This is a genomic window from Clostridium sp. (assembly GCF_036642255.1).
In the GTDB taxonomy this organism is placed as follows: Bacteria; Bacillota; Clostridia; order Clostridiales; family Clostridiaceae; genus Clostridium_J.
The window spans coordinates 51300-72299 of sequence record NZ_JAVWDJ010000017.1 but is presented as its reverse complement, the minus strand read 5'-3'; the positions used below and the strand labels follow the sequence as shown (position 1 = coordinate 72299).

At 30.7% G+C, this 21000-nt stretch carries 26 protein-coding genes and 1 pseudogene; 4 read left to right on the top strand and 23 right to left on the bottom strand.

The genetic code is table 11. From position 1 onward, the window contains the following. The 23 genes from RR409_RS11325 to RR409_RS11215 form a co-directional block, all read right to left on the bottom strand. Positions 1 to 223, bottom strand: a 223-nt coding sequence (locus RR409_RS11325; protein WP_336746601.1) for a hypothetical protein, incomplete at its 3' end; no start/stop codon positions are given. 278 nt (positions 224 to 501) lie between these two features. Continuing rightward, positions 502 to 1029 carry an NUDIX domain-containing protein gene (locus tag RR409_RS11320; RefSeq protein WP_332557863.1) on the bottom strand — a complete coding sequence of 176 codons (528 nt, stop codon included), beginning with the start codon at positions 1027 to 1029 and terminating at the stop codon, positions 502 to 504. Positions 1030 to 1308: 279 nt separating this feature from the next. Beyond that, positions 1309 to 1485, bottom strand: coding sequence for a hypothetical protein (locus RR409_RS11315; RefSeq protein ID WP_332557862.1), 177 nt, complete (start codon positions 1483 to 1485; stop codon positions 1309 to 1311). Between the two features lie 105 nt (positions 1486 to 1590). Beyond that, positions 1591 to 2307 carry a head maturation protease, ClpP-related gene (locus RR409_RS11310; RefSeq protein ID WP_332557861.1) on the bottom strand — a complete coding sequence of 239 codons (717 nt, stop codon included), beginning with the start codon at positions 2305 to 2307 and terminating at the stop codon, positions 1591 to 1593. Beyond that, positions 2291 to 3517, bottom strand: a complete 1227-nt coding sequence (locus RR409_RS11305; RefSeq protein WP_332557860.1) for a phage portal protein — start codon at positions 3515 to 3517, stop codon at positions 2291 to 2293. Before RR409_RS11305 ends, RR409_RS11310 begins: the two co-directional genes overlap by 17 nt. Positions 3518 to 3529: 12 nt before the next feature. Next, positions 3530 to 5275 (bottom strand): terminase TerL endonuclease subunit, encoded by a 1746-nt coding sequence (locus tag RR409_RS11300; protein ID WP_332557859.1) that lies wholly within the window; start codon positions 5273 to 5275, stop codon positions 3530 to 3532. Further along, positions 5275 to 5781, bottom strand: coding sequence for a phage terminase small subunit P27 family (locus RR409_RS11295; protein WP_332557858.1), 507 nt, complete (start codon positions 5779 to 5781; stop codon positions 5275 to 5277). The genes RR409_RS11300 and RR409_RS11295 overlap by 1 nt, the downstream gene beginning before the upstream one ends. Positions 5782 to 5906: 125 nt before the next feature. Further along, positions 5907 to 6335 carry an HNH endonuclease gene (locus RR409_RS11290; protein WP_332557857.1) on the bottom strand — a complete coding sequence of 143 codons (429 nt, stop codon included), beginning with the start codon at positions 6333 to 6335 and terminating at the stop codon, positions 5907 to 5909. A 182-nt stretch (positions 6336 to 6517) separates the two neighbouring features. Next, on the bottom strand, positions 6518 to 7066 hold the full coding sequence (locus RR409_RS11285; protein ID WP_332557856.1) for a site-specific integrase: 549 nt from the start codon (positions 7064 to 7066) through the stop codon (positions 6518 to 6520). Next, a complete protein-coding gene (locus RR409_RS11280; protein WP_332557855.1) occupies positions 7067 to 7252 on the bottom strand; it encodes a hypothetical protein in 186 nt (61 codons plus the stop codon). A gap of 182 nt (positions 7253 to 7434) precedes the next feature. Next, the gene (locus tag RR409_RS11275) at positions 7435 to 9048 is read right to left on the bottom strand and encodes an ATP-dependent helicase (protein ID WP_332557854.1); all 1614 of its coding nucleotides are present in this window, start codon (positions 9046 to 9048) and stop codon (positions 7435 to 7437) included. Position 9049: 1 nt separating this feature from the next. Continuing rightward, positions 9050 to 10801 (bottom strand): AAA family ATPase, encoded by a 1752-nt coding sequence (locus RR409_RS11270; RefSeq protein WP_332557853.1) that lies wholly within the window; start codon positions 10799 to 10801, stop codon positions 9050 to 9052. Positions 10802 to 11209: 408 nt separating this feature from the next. Then, positions 11210 to 11401: a hypothetical protein gene (locus RR409_RS11265; RefSeq protein WP_332557852.1), complete on the bottom strand. Its 192-nt coding sequence runs from the start codon at positions 11399 to 11401 to the stop codon at positions 11210 to 11212. Between the two features lie 14 nt (positions 11402 to 11415). Continuing rightward, positions 11416 to 11595: a hypothetical protein gene (locus RR409_RS11260; protein WP_332557851.1), complete on the bottom strand. Its 180-nt coding sequence runs from the start codon at positions 11593 to 11595 to the stop codon at positions 11416 to 11418. A gap of 238 nt (positions 11596 to 11833) precedes the next feature. Then, on the bottom strand, positions 11834 to 12661 hold the full coding sequence (locus tag RR409_RS11255; RefSeq protein ID WP_332557850.1) for an HNH endonuclease: 828 nt from the start codon (positions 12659 to 12661) through the stop codon (positions 11834 to 11836). Positions 12662 to 12894: 233 nt separating this feature from the next. Then, positions 12895 to 13335 carry a hypothetical protein gene (locus RR409_RS11250; RefSeq protein ID WP_332557849.1) on the bottom strand — a complete coding sequence of 147 codons (441 nt, stop codon included), beginning with the start codon at positions 13333 to 13335 and terminating at the stop codon, positions 12895 to 12897. A gap of 18 nt (positions 13336 to 13353) precedes the next feature. Further along, on the bottom strand, positions 13354 to 13530 hold the full coding sequence (locus RR409_RS11245; protein ID WP_332557848.1) for a hypothetical protein: 177 nt from the start codon (positions 13528 to 13530) through the stop codon (positions 13354 to 13356). Positions 13531 to 13545: 15 nt separating this feature from the next. Further along, the gene (locus RR409_RS11240; RefSeq protein ID WP_332557847.1) at positions 13546 to 13866 is read right to left on the bottom strand and encodes a hypothetical protein; all 321 of its coding nucleotides are present in this window, start codon (positions 13864 to 13866) and stop codon (positions 13546 to 13548) included. Continuing rightward, a complete protein-coding gene (locus RR409_RS11235; RefSeq protein WP_332557846.1) occupies positions 13860 to 14024 on the bottom strand; it encodes a hypothetical protein in 165 nt (54 codons plus the stop codon). Before RR409_RS11235 ends, RR409_RS11240 begins: the two co-directional genes overlap by 7 nt. Before the next feature lies 1 nt (position 14025). Further along, positions 14026 to 14955 carry a replication initiator protein A gene (locus tag RR409_RS11230; RefSeq protein ID WP_332557845.1) on the bottom strand — a complete coding sequence of 310 codons (930 nt, stop codon included), beginning with the start codon at positions 14953 to 14955 and terminating at the stop codon, positions 14026 to 14028. A 370-nt stretch (positions 14956 to 15325) separates the two neighbouring features. Then, the gene (locus tag RR409_RS11225; protein ID WP_332557844.1) at positions 15326 to 15478 is read right to left on the bottom strand and encodes a hypothetical protein; all 153 of its coding nucleotides are present in this window, start codon (positions 15476 to 15478) and stop codon (positions 15326 to 15328) included. Between the two features lie 55 nt (positions 15479 to 15533). Next, on the bottom strand, positions 15534 to 16019 hold the full coding sequence (locus RR409_RS11220; protein ID WP_332557843.1) for a helix-turn-helix transcriptional regulator: 486 nt from the start codon (positions 16017 to 16019) through the stop codon (positions 15534 to 15536). A 68-nt stretch (positions 16020 to 16087) separates the two neighbouring features. Further along, complete coding sequence (locus tag RR409_RS11215; protein WP_332557842.1) at positions 16088 to 16294, bottom strand: helix-turn-helix transcriptional regulator; 207 nt, start codon at positions 16292 to 16294, stop codon at positions 16088 to 16090. Between the two features lie 154 nt (positions 16295 to 16448). On the opposite strand from RR409_RS11215, the gene RR409_RS11210 reads away from it, so the two are divergent. The 4 genes and pseudogenes from RR409_RS11210 to RR409_RS11195 all read left to right on the top strand — a co-directional run. After that, complete coding sequence (locus tag RR409_RS11210) at positions 16449 to 17180, top strand: S24 family peptidase (RefSeq protein ID WP_332557841.1); 732 nt, start codon at positions 16449 to 16451, stop codon at positions 17178 to 17180. 297 nt (positions 17181 to 17477) lie between these two features. Next, complete coding sequence (locus RR409_RS11205; RefSeq protein ID WP_332557840.1) at positions 17478 to 18329, top strand: hypothetical protein; 852 nt, start codon at positions 17478 to 17480, stop codon at positions 18327 to 18329. 131 nt (positions 18330 to 18460) lie between these two features. After that, positions 18461 to 20002 carry a recombinase family protein gene (locus RR409_RS11200; RefSeq protein WP_332557839.1) on the top strand — a complete coding sequence of 514 codons (1542 nt, stop codon included), beginning with the start codon at positions 18461 to 18463 and terminating at the stop codon, positions 20000 to 20002. Further along, positions 20003 to 20995, top strand: a pseudogene (locus tag RR409_RS11195) (FAD-dependent oxidoreductase); the annotation flags it as partial. Positions 20996 to 21000 lie beyond the last annotated feature (5 nt).

The window sequence follows — 21000 nt, the reverse complement described above, 5'->3', positions numbered from 1 at the left end:
TGATTCCTAGATCCTTAGAAGTTTTATTTTCTGTACCCTCAATAGGTAAGTTATCCCTTGTATCCTCAAAGAGTGATGCTTTAATTTCAAATTCCTTTTGCATATCCTTGATTTCTTTTGTTACCTTTTCAGCCTCATCAAGTTTTTTCTCATTAAGTAAGTTCGCTGCTACCTCTTTCTTAGCTTTGATTTTGTTTAGTAATTCTAATAATTCCTTTGGCATTTTCATTCCTCCTAAATTTTGATTTATAATTTTTTATAAAAGAAAAAAACAGCATCTAAATTGATACTGTTTTTCGTGCTGTATTTGAATTGCGACATAAAAAATACCGCATATTCTAGTTGAATAATACGGTATTTATATAAAATATTCGATTTTTAAGTTTAGTCATTAAATTAGAAAGTTCCGATAAAACTGAACTCAAAATCCTGTTAATTTATCTCTACAAATTGGAATTTGTCGTGGTAAGTACGAAATCAAATCTATGTAATAGACTAAATTTACCACCTACCCAAGGCTGTTAGTAAAAAAATATAATGTGTTTTGTAAGGCATAAGCATAGTGGAATGTGTTTCTACCATTATCTTGAATTTTTCAAGTGAAACATACGATACTTCTTTCACTTCATTATCGTTGAAAGAGTACTCCTCTAAAAGAATATCCATTCTATAAAGGAACACATCATCTATTTCATTTTCAAAATATCCATCAACCCCTAAATACTCCCGACACGAAAAGAGATATTGGAGTTTATCTATTTCTAAATCAATGCCAAGTTCTTCTTTTCCTTCTCGTATAGCTGCTTCTAAAGATGTTTCACCAGCTTGGATATGCCCTGAAAACGAAATATCCATCATATTTGGGAACATAACTTGACTATTTCGAGTTTGTAGTAGTATCTCATCATTAGAGTTAACAATCCATACACAAACACCTTTATGAATAAGTGCTTTTTTATGAGCCTCGTATTTTTCCTCGGTCTTACCACATTTTTGAGCTAATTCGTCATAAATATCAATCATTTCCATACAATACAGTACCCCCATAAATTACTATTTATTAATTCGAAGTTTATTATAACTATGACTTAATGCATGAGAAAAGTGTATCATACTTACCATTTTATTGCATTAATTTCCAATATACTTCCGTTAACTTTTATTTTTTAATACCGTATTATTCAATTTTCAAAGAACAGTTCGTGCTTTAAATTTTAACACTTACGTCGCTTTTTTATCATAGAATGACTTAAAAGTAAAACTATAAGAAGAAACATATGTTTAATATTCCTCTTATAGTTTTTGCAATTAGTCCCCTTTGTTAAGGACTTCCCATATATAGTTTTTTATCGTATTGACAGCTGCTTTATACCCGTTGCTCCATATTCTTGTTTCATAATTATAGTTATCAAGTTTTCTTTTTTCTTCTTTTTCTATATACTCTAATATTTGTTTTTGTTTTTCATATAATGTTGTTAATCTCATACTTATCCCTCCCTATAATATAAAATATGAATGAGGTTTAAAATTTGGGACAAGTATTCAATTAAAGTGAAGGCTAATTTTAAGTATACATATAAATAAAAAGAACTAGATTAACTCTAATTCGATCAGCTTCATATTTATTTCTTCTTTACTTTCTTGCATCTCTTGTTCTTTTGGCTGTGATGTTTGATTCTTAAGATCTTTAGGAACTCTGCTATAATTTTTAAAGTAATCAGAGCTACAAGCAGCAACATGATTTTCTTCAGCAACTTCTATGTTGAAATACTTTTCAGCCTCCAATCCATTAATCCAAGTTTCCTCTTGCACCATTTGCCTTATGGTTTCAAGGTCCACACCTTCTCTTAGCCTTTCTGCATAAACATTTAAAATACCTTCTTCAATGGCATCTAAGTCATTGGCTAACTTCCTGAAATCATTGGAATTTCCTTCGGTCCAGCTCCAAGGTTTGTGAATCATTAAAAAGGCGTTGGATGGTATAACGATTTTATCTCCTGCCATTGCAATTACACTGGCAATAGATCCTGCAAGTCCATCAATATGAACAGTTTTATGAGCCTTATGTCTTTTTAACATATTGTAAATTGCCATTCCAGCAAATACATTACCTCCACCACTGTTAATATAGATATTTAAATTTTTAGTTCCTTCAACTTCATTTAAAAAGTCTCTGATGGATTCTGGGTATTGGTCTGCATCGTCCCATGCTCCCCACCAACTAGACACTATATCTCCATAAAAGTATAAATCTGCTGAGTTTTCCGTTTGATTTTTGATACTTACAAACTTATTTTTGCTCACCATTTTCACCTCCCTTCCCTGCAATTGAATCCAGTGGAACATAGTTACCATTACAAATTAATTGATCTCCACCAGAAATCAGCGGTAAATCTAAAAGGTTTCTTGCTTCATTAGGTGTATAAATGGCATTGTTAACCCCTTTACTTAAGCCTTCCATCTGCGTGGCAAAATCTGCTCTGAGGATGGAGTTAACATTAAATTTAAAGCAATATCCTTGTTTTAGCTCATCATCCATTAAAAGTTTATAACTAAGCTCTTCCTCATATTGTTTTAAGATTGAAAGTAAAGTGTCCACATAAAAAGACCTTTGTTGAGTTTCCACATTTGCATAGTTACCTTTATCATAATTGTTTATTTGATTAGGCTTAATTCCAAAGGCTCCAGCTATTTGAAGCGCCGTATACTTGTTAATTTCAAGAAACTGAGCATCAGCCATATTTATATTAAGTGGAACTAATTGAAATCCAAGAGGCAGCGGAACTATTTTCCCTGCATTTTGAACACCACTACTAAACTCCTCAATCTTTGAAGCCATTACTTTCCCTGCTTCTTGGTCCAAATCTCCTGTATAGTGAACCACTGCTTTTCCCATGAGTCCATTTTTATAATAGTTATTTAAATACTTTGTTCCACTTTGAGCATTTTCTATAGGCAATTTAAGTATATCTTTCACAGCAAGTCCAGTAATTCCATCTAAGGTCACAGAGGTTTTAAAGTGTAGCACTGAAGTATAATGGAATCTATACTGCTTATAACTCTTTGGATCTTTATAGATGTACCAAAGGGCATTATCTTTATTAAATATCCCCCCATTATCTATCCAAATCTCTACATTATTGCTCTGCATAATCCAAAAGTTTTCATTTCTATTGTTGTAAACAAAAGCATTACCATAATGATTCTTATTAGCTTCGATGGTATTCCAAAAGGTACTTGAAGTCATATAAGGATTTGGCCTTAGTTTTAGAAGTGTATAAAGTTTATGATCCAAGGCCTTTTCTAGTCCATTATCAGTTTCCTTATATAACTTTAATGGAAGTTTTCCCACACTTTCTCCCAAAAGTCTCAGACAAGTAAAATAAGTAACCTCACTTAGTTTATTACTATCAAGGTTACCTATATCTATTCCAAGCATTTTTAAAAACTCATCACTGTTTATTCCCACTGAATTATTAAAGGTCTTCTTACTCTTAAAAAGATTTCTTAATCCCAAATTCTCACCTCCTTACCAACCTAGTTTTTTAAGATACTCTGGCTCCATTTGTTTCTTTAAATCTAAAGATTTGTTATTCCAATATTCCATGGCCAACTTATGAGCAAATATAGAGCATGCTATTGGATCTATTCTTTTAAATCTACTCTTTTTAGAAATCTTTATTTCACCAAAACTATTAGAATCAAACTCAGAATTTCCTACAGACCAAGTTAAAAGACTATTTCCATTGTGGTATATCTGCTTTACCTTGACTAAATCTCTAAAGTTTACAGTACTTTCATTCAAAGCTCTGGCACTTTGTTTTATTTCAATACAACTAAAGCCTATGTTTTCAAGTTCTGTAACTAACATTAGTGCACCATTAGGGTCGTATCCGATTTGTCTAACATTGAACTCATATTTTTCTTTCATATCTTGTATATAGTTAAGCACTGCCCAATAATCCACAATGAGTCCTTCATTAGCTTCAGTTGTGGTAAGATATCCTTTCTCTGCCCAAATGTCATAGTTTCCATTATCTGTTTTCATATGTTCTCTGAGAACTCCTTCTGGAAGAAAGCTATGGCTAATAAGCGCATATTTTCTAATGCCATCTTCTAAGAAAGGAAACTCAAAGGCCACACTAGTTAAGTCTCCACTTTTAGATAAGTCAATTCCAACAAAGCAATCACTTCCCCTGAATTTTTCAAAGTCATATTCCCTTTGGCAAGCTTTCCATTGAGTCACATCTAAGTACTTTTTATCACTGGCACCTACCCAAATATTTAAGTTCTTCGTTAAAAACTCTCTCTTTTGTCTAGGATCACTAGAGAAGTATTTCTTTTGAAAGGCTTCAGCAATACCTGTGATACCTTCTTCATAAGTCATAAGTACTGGATTTGCTTTTTTCCAAGCTTCTATATCCTCGACATCATCCTCTTGTTCTACTTCACAAATAAGGATAAAGTATTTTTCATTCTCTAAAGTTCCATCTAAAATGTTGCAGCAATCTTGATATTCAGCATAACAAGGCTTATTTTCAAAATCCTCACCTGCAGTAGTAATAATAACTATAAGTGGTTCAGGTCTTGAAACCATACCACTGGACATAACGTTATACATTTCAGAAGTTTCGTGGGCATGATATTCATCTATGCTTGCAAACTGTGGGTTCTTACCATCTCCTGTTTTTCCAGCTTTCTTTGATAAGTGCTTTATAATACTATTACTTTGAGAATGATAAATTTGAGGTATAGATATTTTAAGTCTCTTTTTAAGAGGTTTACTAAGCATATCCTTACAAGCATTATAAACTTCCTTTGCTTGTTCTCTTTCTACTCCTAAGGTGTAAATTTGAGCACCCATAATCTTTTTTCCAAAGATCTCATATAAACATAAGCCACCTTGTAACTGGGACTTTGCATTTTTTCTCGCCAATTGTATGTAAGCAAATTTAAATCTTCTATAATTAGTATCTTCATGCTTCCATGCTTCAATATTACATACTAAGAATCTTTGAAAGGAATTAAGTTCTATTGGTTTACCTGCCAAAGCTCCTTCCTTATGTCTTAAATATCCAAAGAATTTCACAACCTTTTTTGCTTCTACCTCATCCCAATAATAAGGAAAGGTATCATCACGCTCCATTCGGTGTAGGTCCCTTAAAAATCTTTCACAGGCTTGCTTATGTCTTTTGCAAGCAATGATTTTTCCTTTAATGATTTCATTAGAGTAATCAATTAGTTCTTCTATTATTGTGTTATAGCTTTTCTTCATCAAGCTTCAAACTCACTTTCAAACTCTTGCTCTTCATCATCCAGCACTGGCATATTAGTTTGTATTAACTTTATCCTTGCTGCAGGTGATAGTCCAAACACTGAAGCATACTTGTGAAAAGCATCCAAATATTTTAGTTGAGTCTTAACTGTTGGATTTTCTACAACACTTACATTTCCCTTTTTATCATAGTTTTCAATTTTTAAATCCTCTGAGTGAAGAGCTATGGTGCACTTAATATATTTCTCAAGGGTATCAGACATAATTGCGAGTCCATAGGCATCTACATTTACAAGAATGTCTATGGCTTGTAATTCCGTTACAATGTCTTTAAATATTTTCTTTCCTTCTTTACCTAACCACTTAGGAGGCTTTATAGTATCTCTTCCAAGTTTTTTAAATTGCTCTTCTTTTTCCTGTCTTTCTTCAATTTCTTTTTTAGTTAAATGGCTCTTATTTCCATTGGCAATAATTGCTTTAACTGAATATGCATTTCTTCCAGCCAACTTATTACCTCCTTTCAAAAAATCCAAATTCTTTTAAAAACCGAAAACCTTGCGTAAGGAATGGCAAACGCGACCCTTACGGCTCGCTTAGAAAGTTTATTACCACCCCCTACCACCTAATAAATTTAATTATTAATTAGTTTAATAAGTTTCAGCTGCATTTGTCTCTTAGAACTATCACTTAATGAATATTCTCTATGTATTAGTTGATGGCAGCTCTCACATAAACAAATACAATTATTATGATCTAATCTTCTGGACCATTTTTCATTTAGCTCTTCAATGTGATGGACTGTTTGATAGAATATAACTTTATTATCACTCTCACATAATTTACATAGACCATAATCACGGACTCTAACAATAGTTCTAATGACTTCCCACTCTTTGGACTTATAAAAGCTCTGCTCTTTTTTATCTTGTCTTATATTTTTATAATCCTTATGTCTTTGGCTGCTCAAATTTTTATCTGTATCTTTATGCTTCTCACAGTACTTTGCAGCAAAGGGAATTATGTTCTTGCAGCCATAAAAATTACATATTCTTTTTGGCACAAAATCACCTAGTTTCTTCCATATTTTCGGTTATGAGTTTTACATAATATACAAAGAGTCAAACTGAAGAAAAATCTCTGTAACAGGCTCTGTATCTAGCTTAGTTAGCCCTTCTCATTTTATAAATTTTTATGAGTTTTACAGTGCCTCATTATGTCAAACTGAAGGGGTAAAAAAAAGAATTATAAAAAGCTCAGTCCTTCGATTGTCTCGTCAATTCTCTGCTGCTCTATGCCAATATATCTCAGTGTTATCACTGGCTTACTATGATTAAATATCTTTTGCAGTAGTGCCACATCCTTATACTTTGTATAGTGATGATACCCAAAGGTCTTTCTTAAAGTGTGACAGCCTACATTCTCAAGACCAAACATCTCAAAGGTTTCTCTTAGTATTTGGTAAGCTCTTTGCCTAGTGATAGGCTTATTGATTCCTTCACGACTAGTAAATAAGTACTCATAGGGCTCTTTATCCTTGCAGTATTCATTCATGTACAAAGCTAACTCTTTATTAATTAAGAAGAACTTTCCCTTATCTGTCTTTTGCTCCTTTAAGTGAATATGCTTTCTTCCTTTAACATCTCTTGCTTTAAGATCTAATATATCTGAAATTCTAAGTCCAGTGTGGAACCCACACATCATCATAAGAAAATCTCTTTCATTTTGCTTTCTCGTATAAGCAAGTATTCTACTAATGGTCTTTTTATCTCGTATGGGTTCTACATAGTTCAACTACCTCACCTGCCTCATAGAACCTCCTCTACCTCTTCTGTATGCACTATGACCCATGAGCTCTTCAATATCTTTGCTACTTAGTTCATCAATGCTTTTATTTTCCCTAACAACTTTCTTCTGTCTTGACTTAAAACCCTTATATAACTCTGGCTGCTGAGATTTAATAATTTCATTAATTCTCACAGTTGCACCCCTTTCAAAAAATAAAAATACACCCAACAATCTTTGCTCTGTTAAGTGTATTTCTTATTAATATTATTAAATTTGATATTTTAATTATAAGTGGTAAAATATGCAAATGTCACTGACATAAAATGGACATAAGATATTTAAATCCAGATGCTAAAAAAGTAGTAATCCCTTCCTTAAGCTCTCCAATCAACATCACAACGAAAATCACCTAAATTATTTCTATGTAAAAAATTTGATTCCTCTGTATCAACAAATCTTTCTTTTTTTTCTGCATATCTTCTCGTCCCTTGCATCATATAACACACTTCAATTGCCCTTGTTATTCCAACATAATGTAAATTTAAACTCTGAATAATATCTTCTTCAGTTATTCCAGAATATTCGTATGGAAATATCCATCTATACAAGTCTAAATGAAAAACTACTTTAAACTCCAAGCCTTTGGACTTGTGTAATGTCATAATGCAAACTTCATTTTCAGCAGCAGGTTTATAGCAAAGTAGTTTTTCTGTATCATTTAAAGTCCTTTTAAGTATTGTTAGTACATCACAGTCTTCAAATTCAGGATATATTAATCTAGCAAAGTTAACAAACAAAGTGATATTATTCTTTAACTCCTCAGTTTCCAAATTGAAAATTGATTTAATTATTTCAAGTGCCATTATAAACTGCTTGCTGTTAATTTCATCATCAACGTATTTTTCAGTGAAACTAACTGCAAAAACATTTGGATCAAAATAACTTTCAAGAATATCGCTAAAAACTCTAGCCCAATAAGAATTATTCTCATCTAATTCAGTTGTTTTGAATAATTTACTACTTGTTGTCAGAAAATCATGAGCTCGTGTCGCAGTATTGTTACTCCTACACAAAATTGCTATTTCATTATTATTTTTAACATTATACTTTTCTTTTATCTGAGGTAAAAGTTTATCGATAACATTCATAATATGTTCATCATTACCTCTTACTTTTACTTTAAATACTCGGATATCTTTTTCATCATTGGAAATTGTATGATTTAATAACCTTAAAGAATAATTAGATATTGATTTATGACATCTATGATTTTTTGTAATTTCATAATGTGTAAATCTACAATCTATCATTAACGAAGCTAAATATTTAGAATACCTCTCACTAAAAGCATAAATAGCTTGATCTAAGTCACCAACTGCAATACCAACAAGTCCTTCCTCTACTAATCTTAAAAATATTTTATGTTGTACTTCTCCACAATCTTGATATTCATCAATAAATATATGTGTATATTTAGATTTTAAATATTTAATGCAATCTTTTGCACTCTCAAGTATAAACAAAGCTGTTTGTCCACTTATTTCTAAGAAGATATGTCCCTCTCTTAATGAATCTATTAAGAGTTCTTTTAAATCGCCAGAAACTTCAGTTCTAATATTTTTTAACTCATTATATTGAGGGTAGTCTGAAAGTTTTTCTCTTACTTGTAATCTTACATTACTACTTGTAATATGTTTAGCAAATGGACAAATAATCTGGCTAATATAAAAATTATCTATTGTCCCCAAAAACGATTGTTTTTTTATTACATTTCTTTTTTTACATCTAGCAGCTAGTTCACTACTTGCTTTTCTAGTAAAGGAAATTGCTATGACTCCTTGATAATCCAATAAGTTTTCTGAAATACATTTTATCTTTTCGACAATAGTAAATGTTTTTCCACTACCTGGTTTTGCTGTTACTACTATATTATTGGTCTCAACAATAACTTCCATTTGTTCTTTACTTGGCTCTATAGTTGTTTTCATTTTAGTGAACTACTCCTTCTACAAGCTTAACTATTCTATGTAACGGTGCTGCAATATACTCACCACTTAGGCATGTTAAATCATCTATTTTTTCTGAAACATATTTAAGCATATTTTCAGCTTTTCTTTCTTGCATCAGATTTATCAAATTCTCATCATTTGTTTCGTTATAAAATGCCTTTAAACTTGGTGCTAATGGTGTCAGCACTATATCTCTTTCTAAATCTGATACTGATAGAAAAATGTTAAACGCATCTAATTTCGCTTTAATTTCACTAATCAAAATTTGAGTTTCATATGGGCATTCACTGATGTCTCCCTGCCATTCGTTGCCATCTTTATTTTCTTTCCAATAAATAGTAAGTTCATCTGAACCCCCTTTTGAAATTAACTCATCATATATTCCCATTGCTCTTGAAATCCCTGCAAAATAATGATATTTATCACCTTTTTTAGTTTTTGGAAATATATCATTGTCTGTACGCATAACAAATGGAATATCTAATGCTTTGCAAATCTTTATATACGGCTTAAACCCTACTCCGTCAACTGATAATATTGTTGCGTTTAGCCTATCAAAGTCTATTCCAATTCTTGAAGCTAGAGCTGTATAAAATATCTTCTCTGATGGTCCCTCAACAAGAAAAACTACATTTGAAAAAAACACTTCGGAAGATATAGCATTTAATCTATATCCAAATTCATTAAATGTTAAGGCTATATCTTTACTACATCCACCTTGAGCTGCTTTGGTAATTTTGTTTATAGAAAATAATCTAGCGATATTATTAGGTCTAAATTCTGATGCAATCTGTGGTGAGTGAGTTGTTATAAATATTTGTTCTTCAAAATTCTCTACAAGATACTTTGATAATTTTCTTTGTTGATGAGGATGAAGGTGTGCTTCTGGTTCTTCAATTGCAAATAAAGTTACACACTCCAAATTCTTTAATTTTTTTTGCTTTGCTACCCACATTGCGAGAAAAATTTGATTACTTCTACCATCACCACCAATTGTAAGTACTTCTTCATCTGTAACATACGAAAGTTCAACGTTGTTTAACAGTTCCCCTACATCCCCATTATTAGTTACAAATTTAACAACTTGTCCCTCATTATGGATAGATAATTTACCTAATTCTTGATTAACTGAGTCTAATGATGTCTTTATATAATGAAGATTATCTATACTTTTATTTAAATCATTAAGGTCACCTTGTATACCATCTATGGCTTCTTTGTCTTGGTTTATTAAATCATCTGGAAGTTGTTTTTTGGATGCTTCTAATAGTTTAGTACGCTCTTTCTTTATAAATGATATTAAATCTCTATTTGTGTCTACATACTCTAAATTTAGTCTTTTTAAATAGAATCGACCAGTTTTTTCTTCAATTAAATCTTCACTAGGGCCAGCCCAAATAGAATATTCTCCATTTTTACTATTAGTATATTTAATTATTACCGCATCATCTTTTATATCAGCCCCAAAAATACTCCTTAAGCAATCTTCACATATATTTTTAATACGTACTGTAATTTCTATTTCAGTTGATCTATTATATGCATTGTAATCACTATTACATAATTCTAAATCTTTATCACTAAGCCTTTTATCAAATAATAGTCTTAATGCATATAACATATTTGTCTTTCCTACATCATTTGATCCAATAATTAGTGTTTTATCTGAAAAATTGATAACCTCATCCTCAAAATTTCTAAACCCCTTAATTTTAATCCACTCTATTACCATTTTACACCCTTCTTTCAAAAAACTAATTTTATTACTACTTAAATAAGTACACTATAAAAAAATATGATTCCTATATTTTTATTTCAACTTACTTAGAAATATTTTAAATTTTATTGTATAGGTCCACTTTTTACTTCTAGTTAAATAGATCAATTAATAGATAACATTTAATCATATAGAAATACCTAATATTAGGTCATTAACATCATAACTGTTGTCAAATTTAATAACTGGTCTTTTCATCCTAAAGTTATATAGATAATTCCATATTTCATAAATATCCTATTTTTTACATAATAACTCTAATTTTAACATATTTTTCCTTCCCAGTAAACGCATTTTTTACAAAAAAAGAAAAAAACACCTAACAACTACATTAAGTGCTAAGTGCTTTAATTCATATAAATTCTAATCTTCCACTCTAATCTTTTTTTCTCTATAAGTTACCGCTTTAAAATTATTATAAATATCTATATACCCCAAGTAATTCGTATCATGTTCTATATCTATCTTCACCTTTAAATCTTTACTTGCCTCTTCTTTACTAATAAGTATTTTACTTGGAATTTCTTCTATTTCAAATGTTCTATTAGAAAACATAACTTTTCTCCCTTCTATGAAAGTAACTTCACTGAACCAGTAATAAAGTCTATATAGGCAAAGCTCTCCTTATAATTGCCTAGATTTTTATATTTTACTGTTATAAATTCCTTGGTTTTATTTATTATAGTTCCATTTCTATTTTTTCTGTTTACTGTCATATCTCTACTCTTGTCATTAACTTGAAATTTCAAGTCTTGTCCAACTTTTAATTGAGCCACTTTCTAAAATTACTTTCGCTCAAGGTTTCCCTTTTTGAGATTGAGTCGCTTAAATTTTGAACTACGATGTAAAAAATACCGCATATTCTTGTTGAATAATACGGCATTTATAATTGCTATAATTTTATTATAAAATCCTTGAGTAAAATTCTTATAACTCTTTAAACCATTATATTTATATAAATTAGTGCAATACAATAACTTTCGATAATTATACATTATCAAACATTTTATATGAGTCTAGTATCCAAAATGAATGTGTAATATCATTAAACTGACTATTTCTTGCGCCTTTAGATTTATTACAGTTTTCACAAGTAATTTGAAAGTTTGTAGGGTCATTTGTTCCTCCACATTCCAAGGGAATTATATGATCATAATTTATCTTATTATCTAAATTCAATATTCTTGTTAAATCTCTTCCACAGATTTGACATCTTCCTTTATCACGATAAAATACACCATCTTTAAGCCATTGTGGAATATATTCACATCTCTTTATCACACCATCTTTTTTAAAAAAATCGGGATACTCTGCTTTCGCTAAATGAGAAATTAATTGTGATAATTGCAGATTAAAATCGTATAAAAACTTTTTATTGGAATATAACACTGTAAAAATATCATCTACAACATACGGCATAATCTTATCAATATATAGCTCGTATAAGCTGCTTGCTAATATTTCAACATCTTCAACATCTTCAAGACTATCATCATCTAGACCTCTAAATTCGAACGCACTTATTGTTGTATAATCAACATTATAAAAATCAAATATTTCTAGTAGCTCATTAATAAGTTCCATGGGAAAATGTTTATCCAACAAATAAGATAATTGATCATCATAAATTGATTCAATATAATTATGAAGTAAGGTTTTTTTATGTGGTTTATGACATTTTTTTAAATAATCTATATCATAAATTTCTATCCACATTTTTAAGTCTAACCCATTAATCCCATGTAACTCACTTATAACATGACTTGCCATTTGAATAACAACGTCTCCTTGAGTTTTATTAAAACCGTCTCTCATTAAACTTTCATCTCCTTGCGTTATTAGATTAGTACTTTTTATTCAATGAATTTTATATATTAATTATATCTCAGTTTATATAAGTATTGTATACATACTATGCTTTTATAAATTATAGCTCGGATTTAATAAAAATTAATTTATTTTATAATACCGTATTATTCAATTTTCAAAGAACATTATTTTCACTCTAATTTTCATTAGTTACGTCACTTTTTAATCAAATTGAGCCTCTATAGTCCCAAAGCGACTATCCCAAATAATTGAATAGCAAATCTTCTTACCGCTTTATTTCTCATCCTATAAATATTTCTTTCACATGATCCTATTGCTCTTTCAAGTTCTTCTTTTCTTAGTACATCTATGTAGTAAGCCTTTAACACTTTTCCATCTTCATCTTTTGATAGTTTGGTGAGTATATCGTCAATAAAGGCTACTTTTGCTTTTGTTCTTTCTAAAAGTGATTCTTTTACTTGCTTTTTATAAAGTAAATTAACTAATCTATCATCTGGATGAGATGCTCCACTTCCATGAGGCATTCCTGAATAATCCAAACTTTTAACTGACTTTATATCTTCATCCAACAATTCAATTTCTTTTGCCATAGTTGTTATTGAATCTTTTAAATCCCAATAGCCTTCTAAGTATGACTCTGCATCTTTGATTATATCCACATACTCTCCCCCTTGCTTTTACAAATACATTTTTATAAATATACTTCTATTTACTCCTAAACTACTACAAGCTGCATCTATTGCTGAACTAATACAATCTTTATATTCCACTCCTTGTTTTTCAGACATCTCTTGTGCTAATTTTGCTGCCAATGTGCTAACTTTTAACTTTAGATTCTTTAATTCATAATCCATAATGTTTCTCACTTTCTATTTGTTTTTGGGTGTATATCTCACTGGTGGAAACAATAACTTGAAATAAAGCTTGTTAGTTTCATCTTGTATAACCTCTATTACATCGACTTTATTAACACCAGAGTTCATGTCCTGCTTTTCCATATGAGCTTTAATATCCCATAGGTTGTCCATCATATTATTTTTTAAGTGCTCCACTTTATTTATGGTTGCCTTCTGCATTAAAATAACATCATCAACTTTTAAATTTAATTCCTTAATCTTTTTACTTATACCAATTGCAGCTCCTACAAACATTGCTGCCTCAATAACTAAAAGCAAACTAATTGTTAACATACTGATACCACCTTTTGCTTTCTTCCCTGACCATTCTTGAAAACTTCTCTTTCAACTACTTTACTTGCATTTTCTACCACTAAGCTAAGCTGTTTATACATCCATCCTCTACTACACCTTGTGCTATCTTCTGTGATTTTATAGTTTGCTAATATCATCTTAATCCCACCCCAATAATTTTTTCTCTAGGATATCAAAATCATAGGTTCTTTGATCATAATTATTAAAATTTCCCTTATTACTCACTGGCTTATTATTTTGTGATACTACTGCATTGCTATAAAATTTATTATCATAATTGCCCTCAAGGATTTTAATCATGTTGTTTTGATTCATGATCCAGTCAAAGTTACAGCTCCAGCTCTCCTTATTTTTCCCTGATAGAAAATTGCTTTTGCTAACCTTGTTAAATAGGTCCTTCACTAAATCCAAGTTGTTTTGTAGTGAATCATACATGCTCTTTATCAATTTTTTTCTTTTATCACTTATCATCTTCACCTTTGGAAGTGATGAACAAGTTAAGTTAAATAAGTCAACAATTTCTTGATAAGGTGTAGCAGCATGACATATATCTTTATTTAAATCAGTCTCATTAATCTCAGTATCTTTATACTCAGTATCATTAGGGTGCAAATTTTGCATGTCGCGAGGTGCAATTTTTGCACGTCCTGAGGTGTAATCTTTGCATGTCGGAGGTGCAAATTTTGCACTTCGTTGGATATAATTCGCATCATTAATTATTTGTCCAAGATATAATCTTTTAGGACTAGTTCTATCAACACGTTTTTCAAACAACAGATTTGCTTCTACCAACTCTTTAAACACTGGAACTATAGTTCTAGAAGATACCCTAATCATTTGTGCTGCAGATTCTCTAGAAAATATAAAATATATATTTCCATCTTCATCTATCCAATCATTATCAATGCTAAGCTCCAATCTATCCTTTAGCATTGCATATAAAACGCAAGCATTATTTGATAGGTTCGCATATCTTTGAAGTGAATAAAGCTCTTTTGGTAATTGGTAAAACTTAAACTTATCTAAATCTTTTCTGGAATAAAATCTAAAATCATTATCCTTTTCCATGTGAACCCTCCTAAAATTTTCTTTTAAAATATAACTTCTATCATGTGATTTTATATAAAATTACAACTTTAAATTTCAATATTTCATTGTATAATATCCATAAAATGGGTATAATTTAAAAATGAAGTTATCACGGCTTCATTACATCCTAATTAGATACTTTTAACCCAAGAGCCTTGTCAGAGGCTCTTATCTTTTTTTGTGTAATTAGAATATATTTTCAATAATCTTTCAAGTCCTCCTTAAAATTAATTATTTAGACCATGAACACTCAATAGGTTCCTGCATATAATATCCTAGGAAGCTATTTGCATTTTTATAAAAACATCTGTTTTTAAATAGGCTATTCAGCCTATTCTTCCTATGTATGTTAACTTACAGATGTGCAATTCTCCTGTGCCTTTTGACTTTCTTTCTTGCATTGACTCTTAACATAGCAATCATATAATGCCTTTGTAAAAACCTCTTTTGCCCTTGGTATAGCCTCTGGATTAACTATCACAACTTTTATGTTTTTAGCCATCTTATTCACCTCAAATTAGTAATCACTTTATATTATTCAAAACCACTAAACTTTGTTACTTTAGATTTTTATAAGCCCACAACTTTAGTTCACCAACAGTTTGCTCTACTTGCTCAAAGAATTTTATAATCTCCTTTAATTGGGGCTTTTCTTCTTCTTCAATAATTCCGTCTTGAACTATTTCAAGTAACTCATCTTTTGATTTCTCAACATCTTTAAGAGTATTAAGCATCCTTAATGTTATGAGCTCTATCGACTTAACTTCTGTTGCTGAAACCATACCTACCGCTCCAATTGGACATTCTTTTGTACAATAAAGGTTTAATAATTCTGGAGCGTTATAAATCTCTGCCATCATAACTACTGCATCTACAGGAACTATCTTGCATAAACCAAGTTCATATTTGGTGAGTGCATCTTTAGAAATTCCTAAATGTTCAGAAGCTCCTTCCCTGCTATTGAAAGAATCATTAAATTTAGCTGCTGCCAATCTTGCTTGGCAATACACATTACCTGATGCTTTCGTGACTGTTTTAGCCATTTATATAACCTCCTTTATCAGTGATAATATTAGTAAATAGCACCCTATACATTGCAATATGTTGTTTATCACATTAAAAAAATATCTGGAAATAGATTTTCCATAGGTGTATTAAATAGCACTTCTAATTTTTTAGCTTGATATGCTGTAGGCTTTCTTCTTGCATTTTCAATCATAGAAATGTTTTGCTGAGTCGTTCTCAATAATTTAGCTATTTCTTCTTGCTTTAATCCCTTTAGCTCTCGCATCTGAATTAATAATCGTCGTTCTTTCATATTAATCCTCCACATCACAATATGTTGTTTATACGACTTATATTACATTGCATTCCGTTGTATGTCAATATTAATATCACATTTTGCAATATTTATTTAATTCATCACATTTTGTTGTATACTTTAATTAAGTTAAAAGTTAGGAGTATTTGTAATGATTGGAAATCGTTTGAAATTATTAAGAAATGAAAAAGGAATTTTACAAAAGGATCTTGCGGAAAAACTCAGTCTTACTCAACAAACAATTAGTTTATATGAATCAAATAGCAGAGAGCCAGATTATGAGACATTAATTAAGTTTGCTAAATTTTTCAATGTTACAGTTGATTTTTTACTTGGTCTACCAGATAAAAAAACAAGAATGATTCCCATATTAGGTAAAATACGCGCTGGAATTCCTCTTTTAGCTGAAAGCAATTGGGAATCTCAAGTTGAAATTTCAACCGATATTAATGCAGACTTTGCACTAAGAATTGAGGGTGATTCTATGTCCTGGATTGGTATACATGAAGGAGATTTAGCTTTACTTTGTCAAACTAATATCGCAAATACTGGAGATATAGTTGCAGCTGGAGTGAACGATGGAGACTGGTGTGCTACACTTAAATTTTTTTTAAAAGAAAACAATACTTTTCTGTTGAGAGCTGCTAATCCTAGTTATAAAGACATTGAGTTTACACCTGAGCATAGAATTATAGGAAAGCTTGTAAGTGTTCTGAAGCAACCACCATCAATATTAACCTATAAGAATTTTTTAGTAGAAAAGGATTTTTTAAATACAGGTTGGCAAGATGTTATAGAAATAGCACTGAGATATGGTCTAGATAGTAAACAAGTAATCCAATTAATTGAGCTTTTTTCACATATGGTAAAGCAATTTAAATAAATTTTATTTAAATTGCTTTACATACTTATTCTGTTATTTTCAATTCATTAGAAATAAAAGAATATAAAGACTCAAAATTTGAAATGTAAAGATATTTTGCCTTCATCAGGGGGAAACAATTGAATGGACCGCTACTGACATAACGACAGAACTAAATGTCTGCTACTCTAACATATAAAGACATTTGGAATCTTTAATTGTTTAAAACAGTAATACTGTGACATTTCAGAAGCAGTATTACTATTTTTATACAAAAATATGCAATATATAAAAAAACGCTAAAACCTTGGGGGAACTATGAATAACTTGTTAAATATTCTTTTGTTAATTATCGCATCCATAATGAGCTTTCTTATACTTTTTTCATTTATAACTGTAGATATAACTACCATAATTATCATTATCGTTTTAGGAGTTATTAATTACTTATTTGAACAAATTATTCAAAAAGAGTTCAATGATAGTATGCGATTTTTTAACCTCCTATCTCGTCAATCCCACTCGTTTATATCAAAAATATGGAATTTCGCAAAAAATTTAACTCTTTTATTAATAACACAATTTTTAGGCTTTGATATATTGTCTCATTTTTTTGATACTTCAAATAGTTCAACAAAAATAATTCTTTTTGAAGGTGCGATCTTTGTTAGCGGAATAGCTGTAATTTTAACTGCCATTTCAGCTGCAACAAAAACCATATTTCCAAGTCGTTTCAGATCTTATAAAAATAGGGCTTTCAACCTAATAATAAAGATACCGAATTATTGGAAAGAGTGTGCAATCAATAATGAATTAAATCTCATTATGGCCTTTGATGATAAAATGTCTGATAAAGCGTGTTATGTGTATTCTGATAAAAAGTCCCGTTACAGTGAATCGGCTAATCTCGAGAATTACATTAATAATGTAATTCACTGTATTAACTCTATTGATGGAATAGAAGTTAAAGATATAAAGAGCTGTACATCAAATAAGCCTTATACATATTTATTTGAAATTCCAATAAATATATATAGCAAAAAATATCTTATGTTTGTTAAATTTTTTGAAAGTGAAAATTATTATTACCACTTAAGGATAGTAATTCCCGAAGATCAAAGAGACCTAAATGAGCATACTGCAATAATTAACTCAATTCAACTATTATAGACTATTTCAATAAATTCAATTGTTCAATATGTATTGTTAACAATCTAAAAAGAACAACTCGATAAAAAAAATTATTGCTATATATTAATATTCACTTTAATATTGTAGGAGAATTTAAATGAGGTGATTACATGAAAAGAATTGCTATTTATTCTCGTAAGTCTGTGGAAACAGATACTGGAGAAAGTATAAAGAATCAAATTAAATTTTGTAAGGAATACTTTCAGCGTCATGGAGAATGTAGATTCGAGATATTTGAAGATGAAGGTTTCAGTGGTGGTAACATTGAGAGACCTTCTTTTAAGCGTATGATGGAATTAATTAAACTTAAGCAATTCGATGTAGTTGCAGTTTATAAAATAGATAGAATAGCTCGTAACATAGTTGACTTTGTAAATATCTTTGATGAACTTGAGAACTTCAATGTGCAGCTAGTTAGTATTACTGAAGGTTTTGATCCTTCAACTCCTGCTGGTAGAATGATGATGCTCCTTCTCGCCTCTTTTGCTGAAATGGAGAGAATGAACATTGCTCAGCGTGTTAAGGATAACATGAAGGAACTTGCTAAAATGGGAAGATGGAGTGGCGGTACTCCACCCAAAGGATATATCACAGAAAAGGTTATTGAAAATGGTAAGAAAGTTACCTACTTAAAGTTAGTTGATACTGAGGCCTATTATGTTAAGGAATGCTTCAGAAAATATGCTGAGGGTTTATCTACCTATGCTATTAGTAAGTATTTAAAAGAGAAATATAATATTATCTACCCTGAGAAAACTATTTATAATATTATCTTAAACCCTACTTACTTAATTTCCTCTGGTGAAGCATCTAGATATCTAAACTCTATGGGCTACACTGTTTTTGGTGAGACTAATGGGAATGGCTATCTCCCCTACAATCGCAGACCGAGAACTAAAAGTTCAAAGAGCTGGAATGATAAGAGTAAGTTTGTTGGGGTATCAAAACATGAAGGTATTATTGACCTTCCTCTTTGGGTAAGAGTACAAGAGGTTTTAAATGCGCGTAATAAGGATTATATTAAAGATAGAGCTAGTGAGGTAACTTATCTCTCTGGACTCATAAAATGTAAGTGTGGGGCCTCTATGTGCGTTAATCAAGGGCATTTAAGAAAAGATGGTACTCGTAGTAATTATTTTAGATGTATCAGTAGAAGAACTAAAGGAAGTGAATGTTATAGTAAGTTCCTAAATGTTAAAGATGCTGAGGCAGGTATCTATAAATTTTTAGAAATGTTTTCTGATATTGATAATTTAAATAAATATGTTGATACCAATTCTGATGTTAAGGATGTTTCAAAACAAATTAAAGAAATTAACAAACAAATTCAAACTAATGACCAAGGAATTAATAACCTTATAGATAGACTCACCTTAATAACCATCGATGCTGCAGCTTCAGCTGTAACTAAAAAGATTGAGGACCTTTCAATTAAGAACAATAAACTTAAGGAAGAACTTTTAAATTTTGAAAGAGAAAAGCTCTTTGAGCAAAGAGATTCAGATAATATTAATATTTTACATGAAAATATTAATCACTTTCTCTACTCCGATATGGATTTTGAAGACAAGAAGAAAACCCTTAAAACCATAGTAAAATCAATGATTTGGGATAGTGATACAGAAGAATTGAAAGTAGAGTTACTCACTTAAATTAAGTGCAGTAACTCTAACTGTACCGCTTGTGCTGCTGCCATTACAGCTAAAAAGGCTGGTGCACAGGTAGAGCTTATAGAAAAAACAGATTTATTATTAGGACTAGGTAACGTTGGTGGAATAATGAGAAACAATGGTAGATATACTGCATCTGAAGAATTAATTGCTTTAGGTGCAGGAGATTTAATTAATATTACAGATTCGAATACAAGACATAAAAATGTTGATTTTCCAGGGCATGAGCATGCATGGTTATATGATGTAAATAAGATAGAACCTGCAGTGAGGAGACATCTAGTTAACCTAGGTATAAATTTGCAAATGGTAACAAGGGTGGTTGATGTAGAAAGAGAAGGAAATAAATTAAAAGGAATCTACTTATCAGATGGATCTTTCGTTGAAGGGGATGTTTTTATCGAGACCACAGGTTCCACTGGTCCTATGGGCAATTGCTTGAGGTATGGAAATGGTTGCTCAATGTGTGTGCTAAGATGTCCTTCCTTTGGTCCAAGAATAAGTGTTAGTTATAGAGCAGGTATCGAAGATATTAAAGGAGAAAGAGATGAAGACATATATGGAGCTTTTAGCGGTTCCTGTAAGTTAGCAAAAGAAACTCTCTCTGATGACCTTGCCATGCAATTAAATGACACTGGAGTTGTTGTTCTTAAAGTTCCAATTGAGGATATAAATTTAGATAAATTAAAACAAAAAGTTTGCCAACAGTATGCTCTAAAAGAATTTGCTGAAAATATTGTTCTATTAGATACAGGCCACGCTAAACTTATGACCTCATATTACCCATTGGAAAAATTAAGAAAAATTTCTGGACTTGAAGATGCAAAATTTGTAGATCCTTATGCTGGAGGGAAAGGAAACTCCATTAGATATCTTTCAGTTGCACCTAGAACAGATGATTTGAGAGTTCTCGGACTAGATAACTTATTCTGCGCAGGAGAGAAGAGTGGCCTATTTGTAGGACACACTGAAGCTCGTCA